A 17,965-nucleotide genomic window follows, 5' to 3' on the forward strand; every position below is an offset into this window, starting at 1 on the left:
CGTGGACTTCAGCCTCTTCTACTTCGCCGACCACGCCGAGCGAAGCGACGGGTACCGCCTGCTGCTCGAGGGCGCCCGGTTCGCCGACCGGCACGGCTTCAGTGCCGTGTGGACCCCCGAACGGCACTTCCACCCGTTCGGTGGCGACTACCCGAACCCGGCCGTCGCCGGGGCCGCGGTCGCGGCGGTCACCGACCGGGTGGCGATCCGGGCGGGCAGCGTGGTGGCGCCCCTACACCCCGCGGTCCGGATCGCCGAGGACTGGGCGGTCGTGGACAACCTGTCCCGCGGCCGCGTGGGCATCTCGTTCACCTCCGGCTGGCACGCCGTCGACTTCGCGATCCGGCCGGAGAACTACGCGGACCGGCGCGACGTCCTCACCGCGACCGTCGACACCGTCCGCAGGCTGTGGCGGCGCGAGGAGGTCGAGCTGACCGACGGCGCGGGCGACCGGGTCGCCGTGCGCACCTACCCGGCGCCGGTCCAGCCGGAGCTGCCGGTGTGGGTGACCTGTTCCGGCAACCCCGAGACGTTCCGCACCGCGGGCAGGCTCGGCGCCGGCGTGCTGACGCACCTGCTGGGGCAGGACCTCGACGACCTGGCCGGCAAGATCGCCGACTACCGGGCGGTCCTGGCCGCCGAGCACGGCGACCGGGCGGGGCACGTCACCCTGATGCTGCACGCGTTCCTCGGCGACGACCGCGAGGCGGTGAAGGCAGTCGTCCGCGAGCCGTTCAGCGCCTACCTGCGCAGCTCGATCGGGCTGATCGCCAGGGCGTCCGGGGACCTGCTGCCCGGCGTCGACCCGGACACGCTCACGCCGGACGACGTCGACTTCCTGGTCGAGCGCTCGTTCGACCGCTACTTCGAGACCGGCGGCCTGTTCGGCACGGTCGCCGACGCCACCGCCGTCGTCGAGGCCGTGCGGGGCGCGGGCGTCGACGAGATCGCCTGCCTCGTCGACTTCCTCGGCGACACCGACGCCGCCCTCGACGGCCTGCCCCACCTGAACAAGCTGCGCGAGGCGTCACTCGCGGGCTGACCCGACTCCGCACACCCACCTGAGGAGACACCCGAGATGCACCCCACTGTCCACAACGGACCACGCAGGACCGCCGTCCGCGCGCTCGTCGCGGCGGTCGTCACCGGCGTGGTGCTCGCGCTGACCGCCGCACCCGCTGCCGCGGCGCCGAACCTCGCCGACAAGCTGGTCGACAAGGTCACGATCGACAACATCAACCGGCACCTGATCGCGTTCCAGCGGTTCGCCGACCGCAGCGAGGACGGGACCAGAGCCGCGTACACGGCCGGTTTCCGGCTCAGCCACGAGTACGTGGCGGGCAAGCTGCGCGACGCCGGGTTCGCGGTGAGCGCACTCGAGTTCCGGTACGACCGCAGGGTCACCGACGCCTCGACGGTCGCCGCGGGCACCACCCGCATCTCCCCGTTCCCCATCATCTTCTCGCCCAACACCCCCATCGGCGGGGTGCGCGGGCCGCTGCTCCCGGTGCCCGTCGACGCCACGTCCGGGTGCGAGGCCAGTGACTACACCGGACTCGACGCGACCGGGTCCATCGCGCTGATCGCGCGCGGCGGCTGCACGTTCACGCAGAAGCAGCAGGTGGCCGCCGACCACGGCGCGCTGGTGGCACTGGTCTACAACCTGGCGCCCGGGCCCGGCCGCGGCATCCTCACCGGCACCCCGAACGAGACCTGGATCCCCACCGGGCTGCTGTCCAACGCCGAGGGCACCGAGCTGGTGGCGCGCGGCGGCGAGCTCGCCGACGTGGACATCCGCACCCACATCCAGCCGACACCCAGCCGCAACCTGGTGGTGCAGACCAGGACCGGGCGCGCGGACAACGTGGTGCTGGCCGGTGCGCAGCTCGACAGCGAGGACGACGTCCCCGGCATCAACGACAACGCGACCGGCGCGGCCGCGCTGCTGGAGCTGGCGCTGAAGATGGGACCGGCGCCGAAGGTGAACAACGCGGTCCGGTTCGTGTTCTGGGGCGCGGAGTGGACGCAGTCCGGTTCCACGGACTACCGCGCCTCCCTCGACTTCGATGAACAGCTCGACATCGCGATGTACCTGCACTTCGACATGCTCGGCTCACCCAACGGCGGCCACTTCGTGTTCGACGGCGACAACTCCGACGGGCGCGGCGGCGGCCCGTACGGCACCGCGCAGATCGAGCAGCTCATCACCGGTTACCTGAACGGGCGGGGCATCCCCACCGAGGGCACCGACTACGACGGCAACTCCGACCACTTCGGCTTCCACACCCTCGGCATCCCCAGCGGTGGCCTGTACTCGGGGTCGTTCCGGCTGAAGACCGCGGCGCAGGCGGCGAAGTGGGGCGGCACCGAGGGCGTCGCGTTCGACCCGTGCCACCAGACGCGGTGCGACAACCTCGGCAACGTCGACCGCGCCGAGCTGGACCGCAACGCCGACGCGATGGCCTACACGGTCGCGTCGTACGCGATCAGCACCGAGGGCGTCAACGGGGTGCCGCCGCGCGCGGCGCGGGAGCGCCAGCGCAGCGCCGCGGCACGGACGGCGACGGTGGCCGCGTCGCCGTCGGTGGCCGGGGCGGTGGCGTCCTGATGTCCGCCACCGGGGTGCGTGCCGAGCCCGCCGGGATCGCGGCGGTGCTCGGCCACCTCACCGAGCTGCAGCGGATCGCCGACCGCAACGGCGGCACCCGCGCGTCGGGCACGCCCGGCCACGAGGAGTCCGTCGACTACGTGGCCGGCCTGCTCACCGCGGCGGGGTTCGACGTCGCCGTGCGGGAGTTCCCGATCACCTACGCCGAGACGGTCGCCGAGCGGCTGGTGGTCGCGGGCGAGGAGCTCGAGGTGACCGTGATGCGGTACTCGCCGAACACGCCGCCCGGCGGGATCAGCGCGCCGCTGTCGGTGCTGCCGCCCGGCCGCACCCGCGGCTGCGACCCGGCGGACTTCGCCGACGGCGACCACACCGGCCGGATCGTGCTCGTCGAACGCGGCGGCTGCCCGCACGCCCGCAAGCAGCAGAACGCGGCCGCCGCGGGCGCGGCCGGGGTGCTCGTGCACAACACCAACGACGAGTGGCTGCTCGGCACGCTGGTGTCGGACGACGAGGCGCGGATCCCGACCGGCGGCGTCAGCCGGGTGCTGGGGGAGCGGCTGCGGACCATGGCCGGTGCCCCGGTCACGCTGGACCTGCGGATGTCCTCGGCACCGCGGACGTCCCGCACGGTCATCGCGCAGACGAGGACCGGCGCGTTCGACAACGTCGTGATGGCGGGCGCCCACCTGGACAGCGTCGTGGAGGGCCCCGGCATCAACGACGCCGCGACCGGCTGCGCCGCGCTGCTGGAGACCGCGCTGCGGCTCGGCCCCAACCCCGACGTGGCCAACGCGGTGCGGTTCGCGTGGTGGGGCGCGGAGGAGTTCGGCCAGGTCGGCTCCACCGAGTACGTCGAGAGCCGGACCGACGAGGAGCGGCTGGACATCGCGCTGTACCTGAACGTGGACATGCTCGGCTCGTCCAACGGCGGGTACTTCGTGTTCAGCGGCGCCGACCTCGGCGACCGCGCGCCGCTGGGCTGCGCGGCCATCGAGGCGGCCTTCCGGGACGCGCTCGCCGAGCAGGGCGTGGCGAGCGAACCGCTGTCGCTCGTCGGCGGGTTCGACCACATGCCGTTCGTGGCCGCGGGCATCCCGGCCGGCGGGCTCTACACCGGCGCCACCGCCATCAAAACCCCGGCCCAGGCCGCGAAGTGGGGCGGCACCGCCGGGATCCCGTTCGACCCCGGCTACCACCGCGCGGCCGACGACCTGCACAACGTGGACCGCGTCGCGCTCGCCGCCAACACCGCCGCACTCGCCGCCGTGACCGCCCGCTACGCCGCCGGCACCGGCGACCTGCCCGGCCGCGCCGCGCGCGCGGCCACCCGAACCCGTTGACACAGAAGGAGAAGACCATGTCCTCGTGGAGGAGACCGCGTCGCGCGGTCGCGGTCCTGGCCGCGGCGTGCACCGCGCTCGGGCTCACGGTGCTGCCCGCGAGCGCGGGTGAGGCCGCGCCCGACGGACCCAAGCTCGCACGGCAGATGACGAAGGCCGTGACGCTGGACGGCATGAACCGCCACCTGATCGCGTTCCAGCGGATCGCGGACCGCAACGGCGGCAACCGCGCGCCCGGCACACCGGGCCTGCTGGCCTCGGCCGACTACGTCGCGGGCAAGCTGACGGCGGCCGGGTTCGAGGTCACCGCCCAGGACTTCCCGGTCCGCTACTCCGCGCCGCTGGCCGAACGGCTCGTCGTCGGCGGCACGGCCGTGAAGGTGCACATGGCGCTGTACACGCCGGACACCCCCGTGGGCGGCGTCACCGGGCCGCTCGCCGTGCCGCCGGACGACCCGACGCACGGCTGCGACGCCACGGACTACGCGAACGCGAACTACACCGGCACGGTGGTCCTGGTGCGGCGGGGCGGCTGCACGTTCGCGGTCAAGCAGAAGGCGGCGGCCGCCGCCGGCGCGATCGCGACGATCATCTACAACACCACCGACACCTGGCTGCGGGCGAGCCTCGTGTCGGAGGCCGACGCGAAGATCCCCACCGGCGGCGTCTCCCGCTCGATCGGCGAGGCACTGCTCGCCAAGGCCGGTCAGTCCGCGACGGTCGAGCTGCGGACGCTCACCGAGATGCGCACGTCCCGCACGCTCATCGCGCAGACCACCACCGGTCGCCCCGGCAACGTCGTGATGGCCGGCGCGCACCTCGACAGCGTGGTGGAGGGCGCGGGTGTCGGCACCAACGGCAGCGGCGCCGCCGCGCTGCTGGAGCTGGCGCTGAAGATGGGGCCGGCGCCGAAGGTGAACAACGCGGTCCGGTTCGTGTTCTGGGGTTCCTGGGAGTTCGGCATCGTCTCCGCGCCCTACTACCTCGACCACCTGACCTTCGAACAGCAGCTCGACATCGCGCTGTACCTCAACGCCGACGGCATCGCCGCGCCGAACGCCGGCTACTTCGTCTACGACGGCGACGCCGGGCCGTACGGGTCGACGGCGATCGAGGACGCGTTCGCGAGCTACCTCGCCGCGACGGGCACGGAGACGGAACGGATCCCGTTGCCCGCCATGCGTTCCGACCACCTGCCGTTCCTGACCGCCGGGATCCCCTCCGGGGGCGTGTTCACCGGCAACCAGGACGTCAAGACGCCCGCCCAGGCGGCGAAGTGGGGCGGCACGGCGGGGGTCCCGTTCGACGCCTGCTACCACGAGGCGTGCGACAACCTCGGCAACATCGACCGTTCCGTGCTCGACCGCAACGCGGACGCGCTGGCGTGGGTGACCGCGTCCTACGCGATCAGCACGGAAGGGGTCAACGGAGTGCCCGCCCGCTCGGCACGGGCGGCCAAGCGGGCGGCAGCGGCCCGCGCCGCCACCGCGCCCGCCGGGACGGAGACGCGCTGAGCACCCGTTGACGGCACCGCGCCCGGCCGCACCGCCCCCTCCGGGCGGCCGGGCGCGGTGTCACGCCGTCGCGATGGCCGAGTCCGGGCCGGACAGGGCGAGCTTGCTCAGCGCGCGCCGGTTCGGCAGCCCGGTCTTGGTGATGAGGCTGGACACGTGCCCCTCCACCGTGCGGGTGGACAGGTGCAGCCGCTCGGCGATCTCGCGGTTGCCCAGCCGTTCCGCGAGCAGCCGCAGCACCTCGAACTCGCGCACGGTCACCCCGGCGGACCGCAACGACGGCGGGATCTCCGCCGCGCCCGTGCGTCGCGGCGCGACGCGCTCCCCGGTGCCGCGCAGCAGCGCGCGGCACGCGCTCGCGACGGCGGGCACGTCCGCGCCGTGGAAGTAGTCCTCGGCGGCACGCAGCCACTCGGCGTGGGTGCCCCACCCGTCGGCGATGGCGGCCTCCCCGACGAGCCGCAGCCCGAGGTGCACGGCCATCGCGTAGGGCGCGCCGGCACGCATCGCCTCGGCGACGTCCTCGGCGGCCTGCTCCGCACGGCCCGCCCGCCCGGCGAGCACGGCACGCGCGAACAGCGCGAACTGCCGGTCCCACCGCAACCGGTCGGCCGGGTCGGCGACGACCGCGTCGAAGCCGTCCTGGTCGAGGTCGCCGTCGACCGCGCACACCAGCAGGTGCAGGCCGTGGCGGCCGCTCAGCTGCAGGATCGACGGGTTGGTGTCCTCCGCGTGCAGCGCCTGCGCCAGCTCGTCGCGGGCCGCGGGCCGGTCCTCCTCGAGCAGCGCGCAGACCGCCCGCACCAGCCCGTGCACGCGGGAGGCGTACATCGGCAGCGCGTCGCCGTCGAGCTCGCGGAACCGCGCGAGGACCCGGTCCATGTCGCGGCGGCGGCCGCGGTGGGCGGCGAGCATCGCGCGGGCGAGCAGCGCCTGGTGGAGCGTGTCCCGCAGCCGCAGCCGCCCGGCCGCGTCGATGACCTGGTCGAGCAGTGTGCCCGCGGTCGCGAAGTCGCCGGACAGCACGGTGTGCGTCGCGATGACGGTCTCGGCGAGGTACCTGGCGCTCACCGCTCCCACCCGCGCGGCCTGTTCGCGCGCCTGCTCCACCCGCGTGGTGTCCGCCTCGCGCAGCGCGTCGTCGTTGCCCAGCCGCACCAGCGCGTGGATCACCCAGATCGGCAGGTCGTGCTGGACGGCGACGGCGTGCGCACGTTCGAGGTAGGCGGTCGCGGCGGCGGGGTCGCGGGCGCGGACCACGGCCCCGAGCAGCTGCAGCGCCTGGCAGGCGACGACCGGCAGCGGGACGGCCTCCGCGACGACCGCGACCTTCCTGGCGATGGCCTCCGCGGCGTCGAACTGCTCCTGGCCGCCGAGGTCGAGCGCGAGGTGCGCGGCCACCACGTCCACCGGCGCGGTGTCCTCCGGCGACGCTTCCGGGCCGAGCAGCGCGCGGGCGGCGTCGAGCTGGGCCATGCTCTGCGCGGGCTGCCCGGCGACGACCGCCGCCCACGCGAGCCGGGTGTGCAGCCGCGCCCTGCGCTTGGGTTCGAGCCCGCCGCCGAGCTGGTCGAGGACGCCGATGGACGTCAGCGCGCGTTCGACGAGCCCGCCCTCCGCCAGCGCGTACAGCAGCGACTCCATGGTGTCGGCGCGGGCCGGGGTGTCGCCGGGTGGCAGGAGCTCCCACGCGCGGTCCAGCAACGCGACGGCCGAGCTGGCGGCGCCCTGCGCGAGCGCGCGCCTGCCCGCCTCGGTGAACAGGCGGCCCGCGGCTGTCGTGTCCCCCGCCTCCACCAGCAGGGTGGCGGTGACCTGGCACCACTCGCCGGGCAGGCCCGGGTACACGGCAGGCAGCGTGTCGGCCGCCTTCCTGGCGAGCGCGGCGCGCTCGGCGGCCGACAGCGTGGTGAGCAGCGCCTCGCGGATGAGCCGGTGCCGGAAGCAGTACCAGTCGGGGGTCTGCTCGTCGACGTCGACGAGCTGCGCGGCGGTCTCCTCGTGCAGGTAGCTGAGCAGGTCGCGGTCGGTGAGCCCGGTGGCGGCGCGCACCGCGGCGAGCGGGAAGCGGTTGCCGATCATGGCGGCCGTGGTGAGCAGTTCCTTGGCGCGGGGGTCGAGGAGGTCGACGGGCCGGGCGAGGCTGCGCGCGAACGTCTCCGGCAGCCTCGTCTGCAGCCGTTCGCTCGTGTGCCAGCGCCCACCGCGTGACACGAGCAGCCCGCCGTCGACCATGCCGGACACGAGTTCCTCGGCGTGGAACGGGATGCCCGCGCTGCCTGCCCACAGCAGGTCGACCGCCGGTTCCGGCACCTCGGCCGGGGCGGTGCCGAGGCAGGCGGCCGCGAGCAGGCCGGTCTCCTCGCGGGTGAGCCGTTCCAGCTCGACGACGACCGCGGTGCCGCGCTGGGCGGCGAGCCGCGCGAGGCGCAGCGCGGGGGACGGCTCGGACCGGATCGTGCCGATCACCGTGGTCGGCTGCCGGTCCAGGTTGTCGATCAGGTACTCGACGACGGCGAGCGTCTCGGCGTCGGTGTCCTGCAGGTCGTCGAGGGTGAGCAGGCAGCCGCAGCCGCGCCCGGCGAGCGCGGTCAGCCGCAGCACCGCCTCCGCGAGCACGACGACCGAGCCGCCGTCCTGCGTGGCGGGCGCGCCCCAGTCCGGCACGAGGCGGGCCAGGATCGGCCGGTACGGGCCGAGCGCGGCCACGTCGACGGGGTTCTCGTCGCGGGACAGGGAGAACAGCGCCTCGGTGAGCGACCGGAACGGGACCATCGGCCCGATCACGGTGCCCCGTCCCCGCAGCAGCCGCATCCCGGCGTCGAAGGCGAGCTCCGCGGCCGCCGTCGCGAGCCGCGACTTGCCGATGCCGCTCTCGCCGACGAGGAAGACCGTGCGTCCGCGGCCGGCCCGGGCCGCGTCGAGCGCGTCGCGGATGTCGTTGATTTCCTTGCCCCGACCGACTACTACCGGTGACCTGCGCCCCATGGCCACACCATTCCACGGGGTGCAGGACCGGTCTATCCGCCAGATGTGCGCCCGGCCGATGGGCTGTGCGCGCCAGGAATTAGGTCTGGTCGCCGTCCTCCGCTGCTCCGTGGTTGAGGGTGATGGACGAGCACGTGATGTGCCACGTGAACGCGGCCGACGGCGGCTGGTCGCCGTCGCCGCCCACCGCGCCGATGCCCGCGAGCGCCGCTTCGCGTCTGCCGAAGGTCACCGACGGCATCGTGGCGACCGGGCCGAGGGGGTCGTTGTCGGGCACGGTCGTGATCGGGTGCTGGTCACGCATGGTGTTCTTTCCTCTCGTTGTTCCGACTGGGTTGCAACAGGAGCACGGACGGCACGCGGCCGGGGAAACCCAGCCGCAGCAGCCCGTACCCGATCCCGGCCCAGCCGCTGACGAGGCCGGGCGTGGACACCGATCCGGGGGTGCCGCAGGACGGGCCGTACCGGTCGAGCGCGGCGAGGACCAGTCCGGCGCGGCGCCGGGCGGCCACCGTGACCGCGCGGTCCCCGGCCCGCCCGGCGAGTTCGGTGACCGCCTCCATGACGCCGAGCTCGCCGTGGCAGAGGCTGAGGTCGCGGAGCACGGGCCGGTCGAGGAGCGCGGTCGCCGCCGCCGCGGGGTCGGCGTGGCTGCGGGCGATCGCGATGCCCGCCGCGCCCCGGCACCAGCCGGTGGCCGCGTCGCCGGGCGGGAGCCGGTCGATCGCGTGCCGTGCCGCCGCCGCGTGCGCCGGCTCGTCGTCGGCGCCGGTCAGCGCCCACGCGAGGCCCGCCAGCCCGTCGGCGAACCCGGCGGGGAGCCCGGTGCCGGACACGTGCGCGGCGGTCCGGGTGGCGCACTCGGCGGCGAGCCGGGCCGCCGTCGCCAGGCCGAGTTCGGCGGCGACGGCACGCATCGCGGCGAGGCAGCCCGCGTCGCCATCGGCCCACCCCGGCCTGCTCGGCGCCCGGGCCGCGAGGTCCACGGCGGTCGCGGCGCAGTCCCGGAGCCCGGTGTCGTCGAGGAGCGTGGCGAGCCGGGCGAGCCCGTAGGCCAGCCCGCCGAGCCCGCGCAGCCCGCCGCGGCCGACGATGGCGAGCACCCCGGCACGTTCGGCGAGGGTGGCGAGCAGTGCCGGCACCGCGCCGACGGCGGCGCGGGCGGTGTCGGCGTACCGGGCGATCCCGCTCAGGTCGGCGAGCTGCGCGAGGAACAGGGCGACGCCGAGGTAGCCGTCGGCGAGACCGCCACCCATCGGCAGCACGGCCCACTGCCGCCGGTCGACCAGTTCGAGACCGAGCCAGTTCACCCGGCTGGGCGTGGCCTGGCTGGCGGCGACGAGCTGGTCGGCGAGCGCGCACGCCGCGACGAGCAGGCGCTGCGGGTGCGCGCCTGCGCCGGCCGGTGCCCCGGGGACGGGCCCGGCGCCCACGTGGTCCTCCGCGCCCGCGGTGCGGCGCCGGGTCGCGAGCGCGGCGGACACTACCCACGCCTGGGTGCGCCGGTCGGCCTCGCCCATGTCCCGCAGCTTGTCCACCGCGCCGCGCACACCGGTCCGTTCGAGCACGTCGTCGATCCGGCGCCCGGCCGAGGACCACAGGTGCCGCGCGCCGGGCCGTGCCGTGAACAGCGGCACCTGCCCGGCCCACAGGTCGGCCAGCTCGTGCGCGACCAGCCTGCGCCGCACGGGATCCGCCGCGGACCGGCGGCACAGCTCGCCGAGGACCAGGTCGCGTTCCAGCGCGTCGCGCAGCAGGGCGGGGTGGGTGGACTCGTCGAGGAGGAACGCGTACCGGTCGGTCGGCCGCGCCACCACCCGGACCTCGACGTCGGCGCAGGTCTCGACGTACGCGGCGAACTCCGCGCGCCGCGCCATGATCGCGTGGTACCCGAGCCGGAACCCGTCCTGCAGCGCGGGTTCGTGGTCGACGGGGTCGGCGGGCCGGTCACCGATCCGGGGCCGGTTGCGCGCGCCCGCGTAGGGCGCGGGCCTGCGGGCGAGCCGCATCCGGTCGGTGCCGGCGAAGTCCCAGCCGACGACGCTCGCAGGCGTGGTCGCGCCCGCGTCGCCGCCCAGCCCGGAGATGTCGAGCACGCCGTGCTCCCCGACGACGGGGAACGGCAGCAGCGCGGTGCGGTGCACGGACGAGCCGAACGCGCGGGTGGCGGGATCGTCGCGGGGCACGCCGGGCTGCGGCAGGTCGGGGTGGAACATGGTCTCGACGTCGATGAGCACGGGCTGGTCGCCGACGGCGATGAGGTTCTCGCAGTGGATGTCGGCGCCGTCGAGCACGTGGAGCAACGCGAGCAGCGCGCCCTGCCTGCGGTAGAACCGGTCCACCTCGCCGGGGTCGGTCATGGCCCGGTGCGGGACGTGCTCGAGCCACCCGTACCCGGCGCGCGGGAGCACCGCGACGGACCGCAGTCCCAGCCCGGGCGCCGCGTCGTTGAGCCGTCGCACCAGCTCGCCGAACCGGAGGTGCGTCCCGACGTCGCGGGGCCGGTAGACCACCCGCCGCCCGTCCGCGAACACGACCATCGACACGGTGCGCCCACGCTGGTGGGCGTCGCCCAGCCCGGCCACGACCCGCACCAGCGCCCCGGGGTCGACACCGCCGAGCAGCCCGGCGACGAGGGCGTCCCGGTCGGCGGCGAACCGCCGCAGCAGCTCCACGGTCGCGTCGGCGGCGAACTCGCACGCCTGCCCGAGCAGGCGGGCCAGCACCGGGTAGCGGATGAACAGCCCCGCGAGCCCGCCGGGCCGGGCGAGCCGGGCGACGAAGTCGGCGAACCGCGCGGCCGGATCGTCCCCCGCCAGCACCCCGGCACCGCGCTGGGCGTGCAACTCCGCGACGAACGTGCGGGCCGCGACCGCCACCAGCCGCCGGGACAACCCCGCGGAGAACGACCGCACGACCCCGTCCACGTCGATGCCGGTCCCGTCGGCGGCCGCCCGGACCATCGCGGCCGCCTCGGCGACAAGAGGGGACAGGGGCAACGCGAACGCGTCCTGCCAGCCGGCGGGCACGGCGGGAACGGCCGGCACCCCGGCCCGCACGGCCCGTTCCACCAGCGGCACCCAGCCGGGCCGCGGGACCCGCCGCCCGGTACGGTCCGGCGACTCGGCCAGCACCGCGGCGAGCGTGGCCTCGTCCAGGCCGTGGTCGGCCAGCCACCCGGCGAGCCCGTCGGCGCCGAACGCGTCCCGCCACCGCTCCGCGTCGTCGGTCGCCACCGGTGGCGGCAGGGGAGCGGCGCACCGCTCGTGCAGCGCGAGCGCGGGCACCCACCAGAACTCACCCATCCACGTGCTCCCCACGTGAAAACCCGCGCCGTCGGGCGCCGCTGCGCACATGCCGCAGGACGGTGCCAGGTGCCGGGGGGACGCGTCACCCGTGGAAACCACCTACTTTGCGCCCCCGCACCACCCCAATGGCCGAACGACCCCGAAGCCGTGGGGTGGTGCGACCGCGCACCCCGGCGAGCCCCGGAACGGATCCCCAGCAGAGCCCGCCCCACAGCCAGGGCTACACCTCGGCATCGGACAACCGGGGGCGACCGCCCCATCTGCTTGGGGGCCGCGGGCGGCTTGACGTGGTCCACGTCCGGTTGTCAACATCTACGCAGACGTTGACGAGCGGAGGCGTGATGGGTGTGCTCGGCGGCAAGGCGGCCATCGTGACCGGGGCGGGTCGTGGGCTCGGCCGGGCCTACGCGCTGGACCTGGCCGCGGCGGGTGCGTCGGTGGTGGTCAACGACGTCGACGTGGCGGAGGCGCACGCCGTGGTCGGCGAGATCACCGCCGCGGGCGGGGACGCCGTCGCGAGCGGGCACGACGTGAGCGATCCCGAGGCCGTCGACGCGCTGGTCGCCACCTGCGTGGCGGCGTTCGGCAGGCTCGACGGGCTGGTCAACAACGCCGGGCTGTACCACGAGGCACTCCCGTGGGACGAGCGGCCGGACGCCATGCGCCGGGCGGTGCTCGTGAACGTGCTCGGCGCGCTGCAGTGCCAGGCCGCGGCGAGCGCGGTCATGCGGGACGGCGGCGGTGGCGCGATCGTCAACGCTTCCTCCGGCGGCATGTTCGGCTTCCCGAGCGTCTCGACCTACGCCGCCACCAAGGGCGCCCTGGCCGCGCTCACCTACAGTGCGGCGCTCGACCTGGAGGCGGCGGGCATCCGGGTCAACGCGATCTCGCCGATGGCGCTCACCCGGATGACGGAGAACGCGCTCGGCCGCGGCCTCGCTCCGTCCACACAGGACGCACCGCCGCTCGCCGGGATCGCGGACAAGCGGCCGGATGCGGTGGCGCCGCTCGTGACGTTCCTGCTCAGCGACCTCGCCGACGGCATCACCGGCCAGTTCTTCCGCTTCGACGGCCGCCGCGTGTCGGTGGTGACCACGAACGCGTTCGCCGACCACCCGTGCACGACCGCCGGCGCGTGGACCCCGGCAGCGCTGGCCGACGCGTTCGCCGGCCCGCTCGCGCCGCACCTGCAGCCCTACGGCGTCGAACGCCGCCTGCCGCCGCGCCTGCGGGTGCACCGCTGACACGGCGTGCGTGGTCAGCCGCCTGCCATCGAACCCACCACCAGGAACGGTTCCGAGCCGTCCGCGACGCGGGCGGGCAGCGGGGTGCCGGGCGGGTCGTGCGAGAGGTCCTGCTCGCACGCGAAGTACCGGACGAACGCACGCCTGCGCCCGGCCGCGTCGCGGATGGTGCCGCGCAGCACGGGGTAGCGCGCCTCCAGCGCGGTGAGCACCGCGTCCGTGGTGACCTCCGCGCCGACGTCCAGGCACACCTCGCCGTCGACACCCGCCAGGCGCCGCAGGTGCGTGGGTAGTTTGACGCGCACGCTCACAACGTCTGCACCTCCACCGACAGCACCGAGGGCAGGTGGCTCACGATCGGCGACCACGTGTCGCCCGCGTCGGGGGAGCAGTAGACCTGGCCGCCGGTGGTGCCGAAGTACACGCCGCAGTCGTCGAGGCTGTCGATAGCCATGGCGTCCCGCAGGACGTTGACGTAGCAGTTCTCCTGCGGCAGCCCCTTCGTCAGCGGTTCCCACTCGTCGCCGCCGGTGCGGGAGCGGTACACGCGCAGGCGGCCCTCCGGCGGGTAGTGCTCGGAGTCGCTGGTGATGGGGACGACGTAGATCGTGTCCGGCTCGTGGGCGTGCACGCCGATCGGGAACCCGAAGTCGGTCGGCAGGTCGCCGCTGATCTCGCGCCAGTTCTCACCAGCGTCGTCGGAACGCATGACGTCCCAGTGCTTCTGCATGAACAGCGTGTCGGGCCGCGACGGGTGCATGGCGAGCCGGTGCACGCAGTGGCCGACCTCGGCGTCCGGGTCCGGGATGCCGTCGGAGACCAGGCCGCGGTTGATCGCCCGCCACGTCTTGGCGCCGTCGTCGGTGCGGAACGCGCCCGCGGCCGAGATCGCGATGAACAGCCGCTGCGGATCGGCAGGGTGCTGGAGGATCGTGTGCAGGCACAGCCCGCCCGCGCCCGGGCCCCACGACGGGCCGGTGCCGTGCGCGCGCAGGCCGGGCAGCTCGTGCCAGCTGCCGCCGCCGTCGGTGGTGCGGAAGAACCCGGCGTCCTCGATGCCCGCGTACACGAGGTCGGGGTCGGACAGGGACGGTTCGAGGTGCCACACCCGCTTGAACACCCACGGCACCTGCGTCCCGTCGTAGTACTGGTGCGTGCCGGGGTCGCCGTCGTAGTCGAAGTCCTTGCCCACCGGGCGCCACGACCGGCCACCGTCGTCGGAGCGCTGGACGAGCTGGCCGAACCACGCCGTGTGCTGCGACGCGTACAGGCGGTCGGGGTCCACCGGCGAGCCGGCCACGTGGTAGACCTCCCAGCCGCCGAAGTGGGGACCGGAGACCGTCCAGTCCTTGCGGGTGCCGTCCGAGGTCAGCACGAAGGCGCCCTTGCGGGTGCCGACGAGCACGCGAACGCCGGTCATGGCTTCCTCCTGAGGTGGGGCGTCGTTGCCACCGGCGAGTGTGGCACCGGCCACCGACAAAAACAGCGGCGTGACGCGGAGGGACACGATCGGGGGACGCAGGGTCGCCGCCGCGTTCGCCGACGGCGAGGGAACCGACGCGGGCGCGCGGCGGTCTACTTCCGGGTAGCCCTGCGAACTCGGGAGGCGCGGCCGGTGCGATTCCAGCTGCTGGGGCCGCTGCGCGTGGAGGTGGCCGGGCGGGCGGTGCCGCTCGGCGGGACCAAGCAGCGGATGGTCCTCGCGCACCTGCTGCTGAACGTGGGCAGGCCGGTGCGGGCCGCGCAGCTCGTCGACGTGCTCTGGGGTGCGGACCCGCCGACGTCGGCCGCCGCGAACCTGCAGACCTACGTGTGGCGGCTGCGGCGCGCGCTGCCGTTCGACGGGGACGGGCTCGTCACCAGCGGCACCGGCTACGAGCTGCGCACGCCGCCGGAGTCGGTCGACGCCTGGGTGTTCCGCGACGCGTGCGCACGAGCCCGTGCGGAGCGCGACCCCGCCGTCGCGGTCGCGGAACTCCGTGCGGCGGAACGGCTCTGGCGCGGGGACCCGCTCGCCGACCTGCCCGCGGTGCCCGCGTGGGAGGCCGAGCTGAGCGGGCTGGCCGAGGCGCGGCTCGCCGCGACGGAGGACCGGCTGGCGCTGCGGGTCCGGCTCGGCGAACACGGACCCGTCATCGAGGAGCTCACCGGGCTGCTCGCCGAGCACCCCTACCGGGAACGCCTGTGGCAGCAGTACCTCCTCGCGCTCGCCGGGGCCGGGCGCCGGGCCGACGCGCTCGCCGCCTACGCCGACGTGCGGGCCCGCTTCGTCGCGAACCTCGGCGTCGAGCCGGGGCCCGCGCTGCGGGAGGCCCACGCCGCGGTCCTGCGGGACGAGACGCCGCGGGACGCCGCGGTGGTGCACCAGCTGCCCGCCGACCTGCCGGACTTCGTGGGCCGGGAGGCCGCCGTCGCCGAGCTGCTGACCGCGCTGACCCCGCGGCCCGGCACGTTCGCGGCGCCGGTCGCCGTCGTGTCGGGACCGCCGGGCACCGGGAAGTCCGTGCTCGCCCTGCACGTCGCGCACCGGCTGCGGGCCGCGTACCCCGACGGCCAGTTCCACGCCGATCTCGACGCCACCGGGGACCGGCCCGCCGACCCCGCCACGGTGCTCGCGGACTTCCTGCACGCGCTCGGGGTGTTCGGCGCAGGCCTGCCGGACGGGGCGACGGCCAGGGCGGCGCTGTTCCGGTCCCGGCTCGCCGGGCGCCGGGTGCTGGTGGTGCTCGACGACGCGGCGACCGCCGCGCAGGTCCGGCCGCTGCTGCCCGCCGACGGCGGCTGCGCCGTGCTGGTGACCGCCCGCTCCCGGCTGCCCGAGCTGACCGGCGCGCACGACGTCGAACTGGCCGTGTTCGACGCGGCGGAGAGCACCCGGCTGCTCGCGGCCGTCGCGGGCGCCGACCGGGTGGCCGCCGAGGCCGGGCACGCCGCCGACATCGTCGAGTTCTGCGGCAGGCTGCCGCTCGCCATCCGCATCGCCGGGACGCGGCTCGCGGGGAGGCGCGCCTGGTCGCTGCGCACGCTGCGCGACCGCCTCGCCGACGAGTCGACACGGCTGGGTGAGCTGCGCGTCGGGGACCTCGCGGTGCGGCGGAGCTTCGAGCTCAGCGTCCGGCAGCTGCCCGGCGACGGGGTCCGCGCGTTCGGCAGGCTCGCACTGCTCGGCGGCCGCGAGTTCCCGGCGTGGGCGGTCGACGCGCTGCTCGGCAGGCCCGCGCACGACGTGCTCGACCTGCTGGTCGACGCGAACCTGGTCGCGCTGGCAGGCCCGGGCCGGGGCGGCCACCCGCAGTACGCGCTGCACAGCCTCCTGCACTGCCACGCACGGGAGATCCTCGCCGGCGAACCGGAGCAGGAGCGCGCCGCCGCGTTCCGCCGGGCGATGTCGGCGCTGCTGTCGCTGGTCAAGCGGGCCGCCGCGCAGCTGCCGGCCGCGTTCGGCGCGGTCACCGGCGAACCGCTCGGCTGGACGCTCGACGAGGCGCAGGAGCGGTCGGTGGTCGCCGAACCGCTCGGGTGGTTCGCCGCGCACCGGGTCGCGCTGACCAGGGCCGTCGAGCTGTGCGCCGCGGCGGGCGAGGCGGCGCTGGCGTGGCAGCTCGCGGCCGCGGCGGTGCCGTTCCAGGACCTGCGCGGTCACTACGACGACTGGCGCGCCTGCCACGAGCACGCACTCGACGCCGTGCGTGCCGCAGGCGACCTCGCGGGCGAGGCCGCGATCCTGCGCGGGCTCGGCCAGGTCCGGCTCTACCGCGACGAGTACGGCGCCGCCCGGCACGCGTTCACCCGGTCCGCGGAGTTGTTCGCGCGGCTCGGCGACGCGCGCGGGGAGGCGTTCGCGGTGGCGGGCCTCGGCACGGTGGCGCGGGTGGGGATCCGGCCCGCGGACGCGCTCCCGCACTACCGGCGTGCCCTCGACCGGCTCAGGGCGGTCGGCGACCGCGGTGGCGAGGCGCAGATGCTCGGCTCGCTGGGGACCGTGTGCCACGTGCTGGGCGACCACGAGGAGGCGGCGGCCCGGTTGTCGGCGGCGCTGGCGGTGGCCCGCGACATCGGGGACCGCCACCGGGAGGCGAAGGTGCGGACCGAACTCGGCGCGGTGCACCGCGGCACCGGCGACCTGGCCGCCGCGGAACGGGAGCTGACCACCGCGCTCGCCATCCTCGAGGAGCTGCGGGACGAACGCTGCACGGCCTACGCGTTGCTGGGGATCGGGCAGACGCTGCTCGCGGCCGGTGCGCCGGACCGGGCGCGCGGGCTGGGGGAGCGGGCGCTGGACGTGTTCCGGCGGACGGGGAACCGGGGCGGGGAGACGCAGGCGCTGCTGCTGCTCGCGCGGTGCAGGCGGGCACGCGGGCCCGCGCGTCTGGTGGAGCCGTCGTCCCACCAGACGCGCGGGACCGACTAGTTGCTGTTGCCGCGCTTCCAGCCGAGGTAGTTGGCGAAGTACCCCTGCCGGACGTGCCCGATGTGGCCGCCGACGCTGGTCGCCCACACGCCGCCGTTGCCGTCGGCCAGGCCGACGTGGCCGTAGGACGAGATGTTCCAGAACACGAACGCACCGCGCGGCGGCGTGCCCGTGGTGTGGCGGACGCCGTCGGAGGAGCGCCAGTGCTCGATCGCGCTGGCGTGGTGCGTCGCCCGGTTCCACGCCAGGCGGACCGCGCGCTCGCAGTAGCCCTCGTAGGCGCTGCTGCCGTTGCGGTTGCGGAACCAGGCGATGGCGCCCTCGACCGTCTGCAGCGTGCCGATCTCGCCGTCGGCGCTGTCGGCGGGCAGGACCGCCGTGGGGTCGGCGACGTCGGCGGCCGTGATCCCGGCGTACACCTCGGCGGGCCGCGGTTCGGCGCCGGATGCGCCCGCCGCGGTGCCGGCCGTCAAGGCCGCCGCCACCCCGAGCAACCCGACGACCCTGAGCAGCTTCCTCATGTGCGTTCTCCTCGCGTTCGGACGTCCG

General features: G+C 75.3%; 12 protein-coding genes. 6 read left to right on the forward strand and 6 right to left on the reverse strand.

Annotated elements, in window-relative coordinates:
* Position 1: 1 nt before the first annotated feature.
* The 4 genes from ACYQ77_RS10635 to ACYQ77_RS10650 are packed head-to-tail and all read left to right on the forward strand — an operon-like array spanning position 2 to position 5,465.
* Positions 2-1,042, forward strand: coding sequence for a MupA/Atu3671 family FMN-dependent luciferase-like monooxygenase (locus ACYQ77_RS10635; RefSeq protein ID WP_459709902.1), 1,041 nt, complete (start codon positions 2-4; stop codon positions 1,040-1,042).
* 36 nt (positions 1,043-1,078) lie between these two features.
* Positions 1,079-2,608: a M28 family peptidase gene (locus ACYQ77_RS10640; protein WP_459709904.1), complete on the forward strand. Its 1,530-nt coding sequence runs from the start codon at positions 1,079-1,081 to the stop codon at positions 2,606-2,608.
* Complete coding sequence (locus ACYQ77_RS10645) at positions 2,608-3,951, forward strand: M28 family peptidase (protein WP_459709906.1); 1,344 nt, start codon at positions 2,608-2,610, stop codon at positions 3,949-3,951. The genes ACYQ77_RS10640 and ACYQ77_RS10645 overlap by 1 nt, the downstream gene beginning before the upstream one ends.
* A gap of 17 nt (positions 3,952-3,968) precedes the next feature.
* Entirely contained in the window at positions 3,969-5,465 is a 1,497-nt protein-coding gene (locus ACYQ77_RS10650) for a M28 family peptidase (protein WP_459709908.1), read from the forward strand.
* 60 nt (positions 5,466-5,525) lie between these two features.
* Here ACYQ77_RS10650 and ACYQ77_RS10655 read toward each other — a convergent pair whose 3' ends face one another.
* The 3 genes from ACYQ77_RS10655 to ACYQ77_RS10665 all read right to left on the reverse strand — a co-directional run bounded on the left by ACYQ77_RS10655 (position 5,526) and on the right by ACYQ77_RS10665 (position 11,758).
* On the reverse strand, positions 5,526-8,453 hold the full coding sequence (locus tag ACYQ77_RS10655; protein WP_459709909.1) for a helix-turn-helix transcriptional regulator: 2,928 nt from the start codon (positions 8,451-8,453) through the stop codon (positions 5,526-5,528).
* A 79-nt stretch (positions 8,454-8,532) separates the two neighbouring features.
* Positions 8,533-8,757 (reverse strand): hypothetical protein, encoded by a 225-nt coding sequence (locus ACYQ77_RS10660; protein ID WP_459709911.1) that lies wholly within the window; start codon positions 8,755-8,757, stop codon positions 8,533-8,535.
* Complete coding sequence (locus tag ACYQ77_RS10665; protein ID WP_459709912.1) at positions 8,750-11,758, reverse strand: type 2 lanthipeptide synthetase LanM family protein; 3,009 nt, start codon at positions 11,756-11,758, stop codon at positions 8,750-8,752. The genes ACYQ77_RS10660 and ACYQ77_RS10665 overlap by 8 nt, the downstream gene beginning before the upstream one ends.
* Before the next feature lie 344 nt (positions 11,759-12,102).
* On the opposite strand from ACYQ77_RS10665, the gene ACYQ77_RS10670 reads away from it, so the two are divergent.
* Positions 12,103-13,005, forward strand: a complete 903-nt coding sequence (locus ACYQ77_RS10670; RefSeq protein WP_459709914.1) for an SDR family NAD(P)-dependent oxidoreductase — start codon at positions 12,103-12,105, stop codon at positions 13,003-13,005.
* Between the two features lie 14 nt (positions 13,006-13,019).
* Here ACYQ77_RS10670 and ACYQ77_RS10675 read toward each other — a convergent pair whose 3' ends face one another.
* Both ACYQ77_RS10675 and ACYQ77_RS10680 read right to left on the reverse strand, forming a co-directional pair.
* Entirely contained in the window at positions 13,020-13,316 is a 297-nt protein-coding gene (locus ACYQ77_RS10675) for a MoaD/ThiS family protein (RefSeq protein ID WP_459709915.1), read from the reverse strand.
* On the reverse strand, positions 13,313-14,425 hold the full coding sequence (locus tag ACYQ77_RS10680; RefSeq protein WP_459709917.1) for a WD40/YVTN/BNR-like repeat-containing protein: 1,113 nt from the start codon (positions 14,423-14,425) through the stop codon (positions 13,313-13,315). Before ACYQ77_RS10680 ends, ACYQ77_RS10675 begins: the two co-directional genes overlap by 4 nt.
* 195 nt (positions 14,426-14,620) lie before the next feature.
* Here ACYQ77_RS10680 and ACYQ77_RS10685 point away from each other — a divergent pair, with 195 nt between their 5' ends.
* Positions 14,621-17,416, forward strand: coding sequence for an AfsR/SARP family transcriptional regulator (locus ACYQ77_RS10685; protein ID WP_459709918.1), 2,796 nt, complete (start codon positions 14,621-14,623; stop codon positions 17,414-17,416).
* Here the strand turns inward: ACYQ77_RS10685 and ACYQ77_RS10690 are convergent.
* Positions 17,413-17,937 (reverse strand): hypothetical protein, encoded by a 525-nt coding sequence (locus ACYQ77_RS10690; RefSeq protein ID WP_459709920.1) that lies wholly within the window; start codon positions 17,935-17,937, stop codon positions 17,413-17,415. The genes ACYQ77_RS10685 and ACYQ77_RS10690 overlap by 4 nt on opposite strands.
* Between the last annotated feature and the right edge of the window lie 28 nt (positions 17,938-17,965).

It is taken from the genome of Actinophytocola sp. KF-1 (assembly GCF_054661535.1).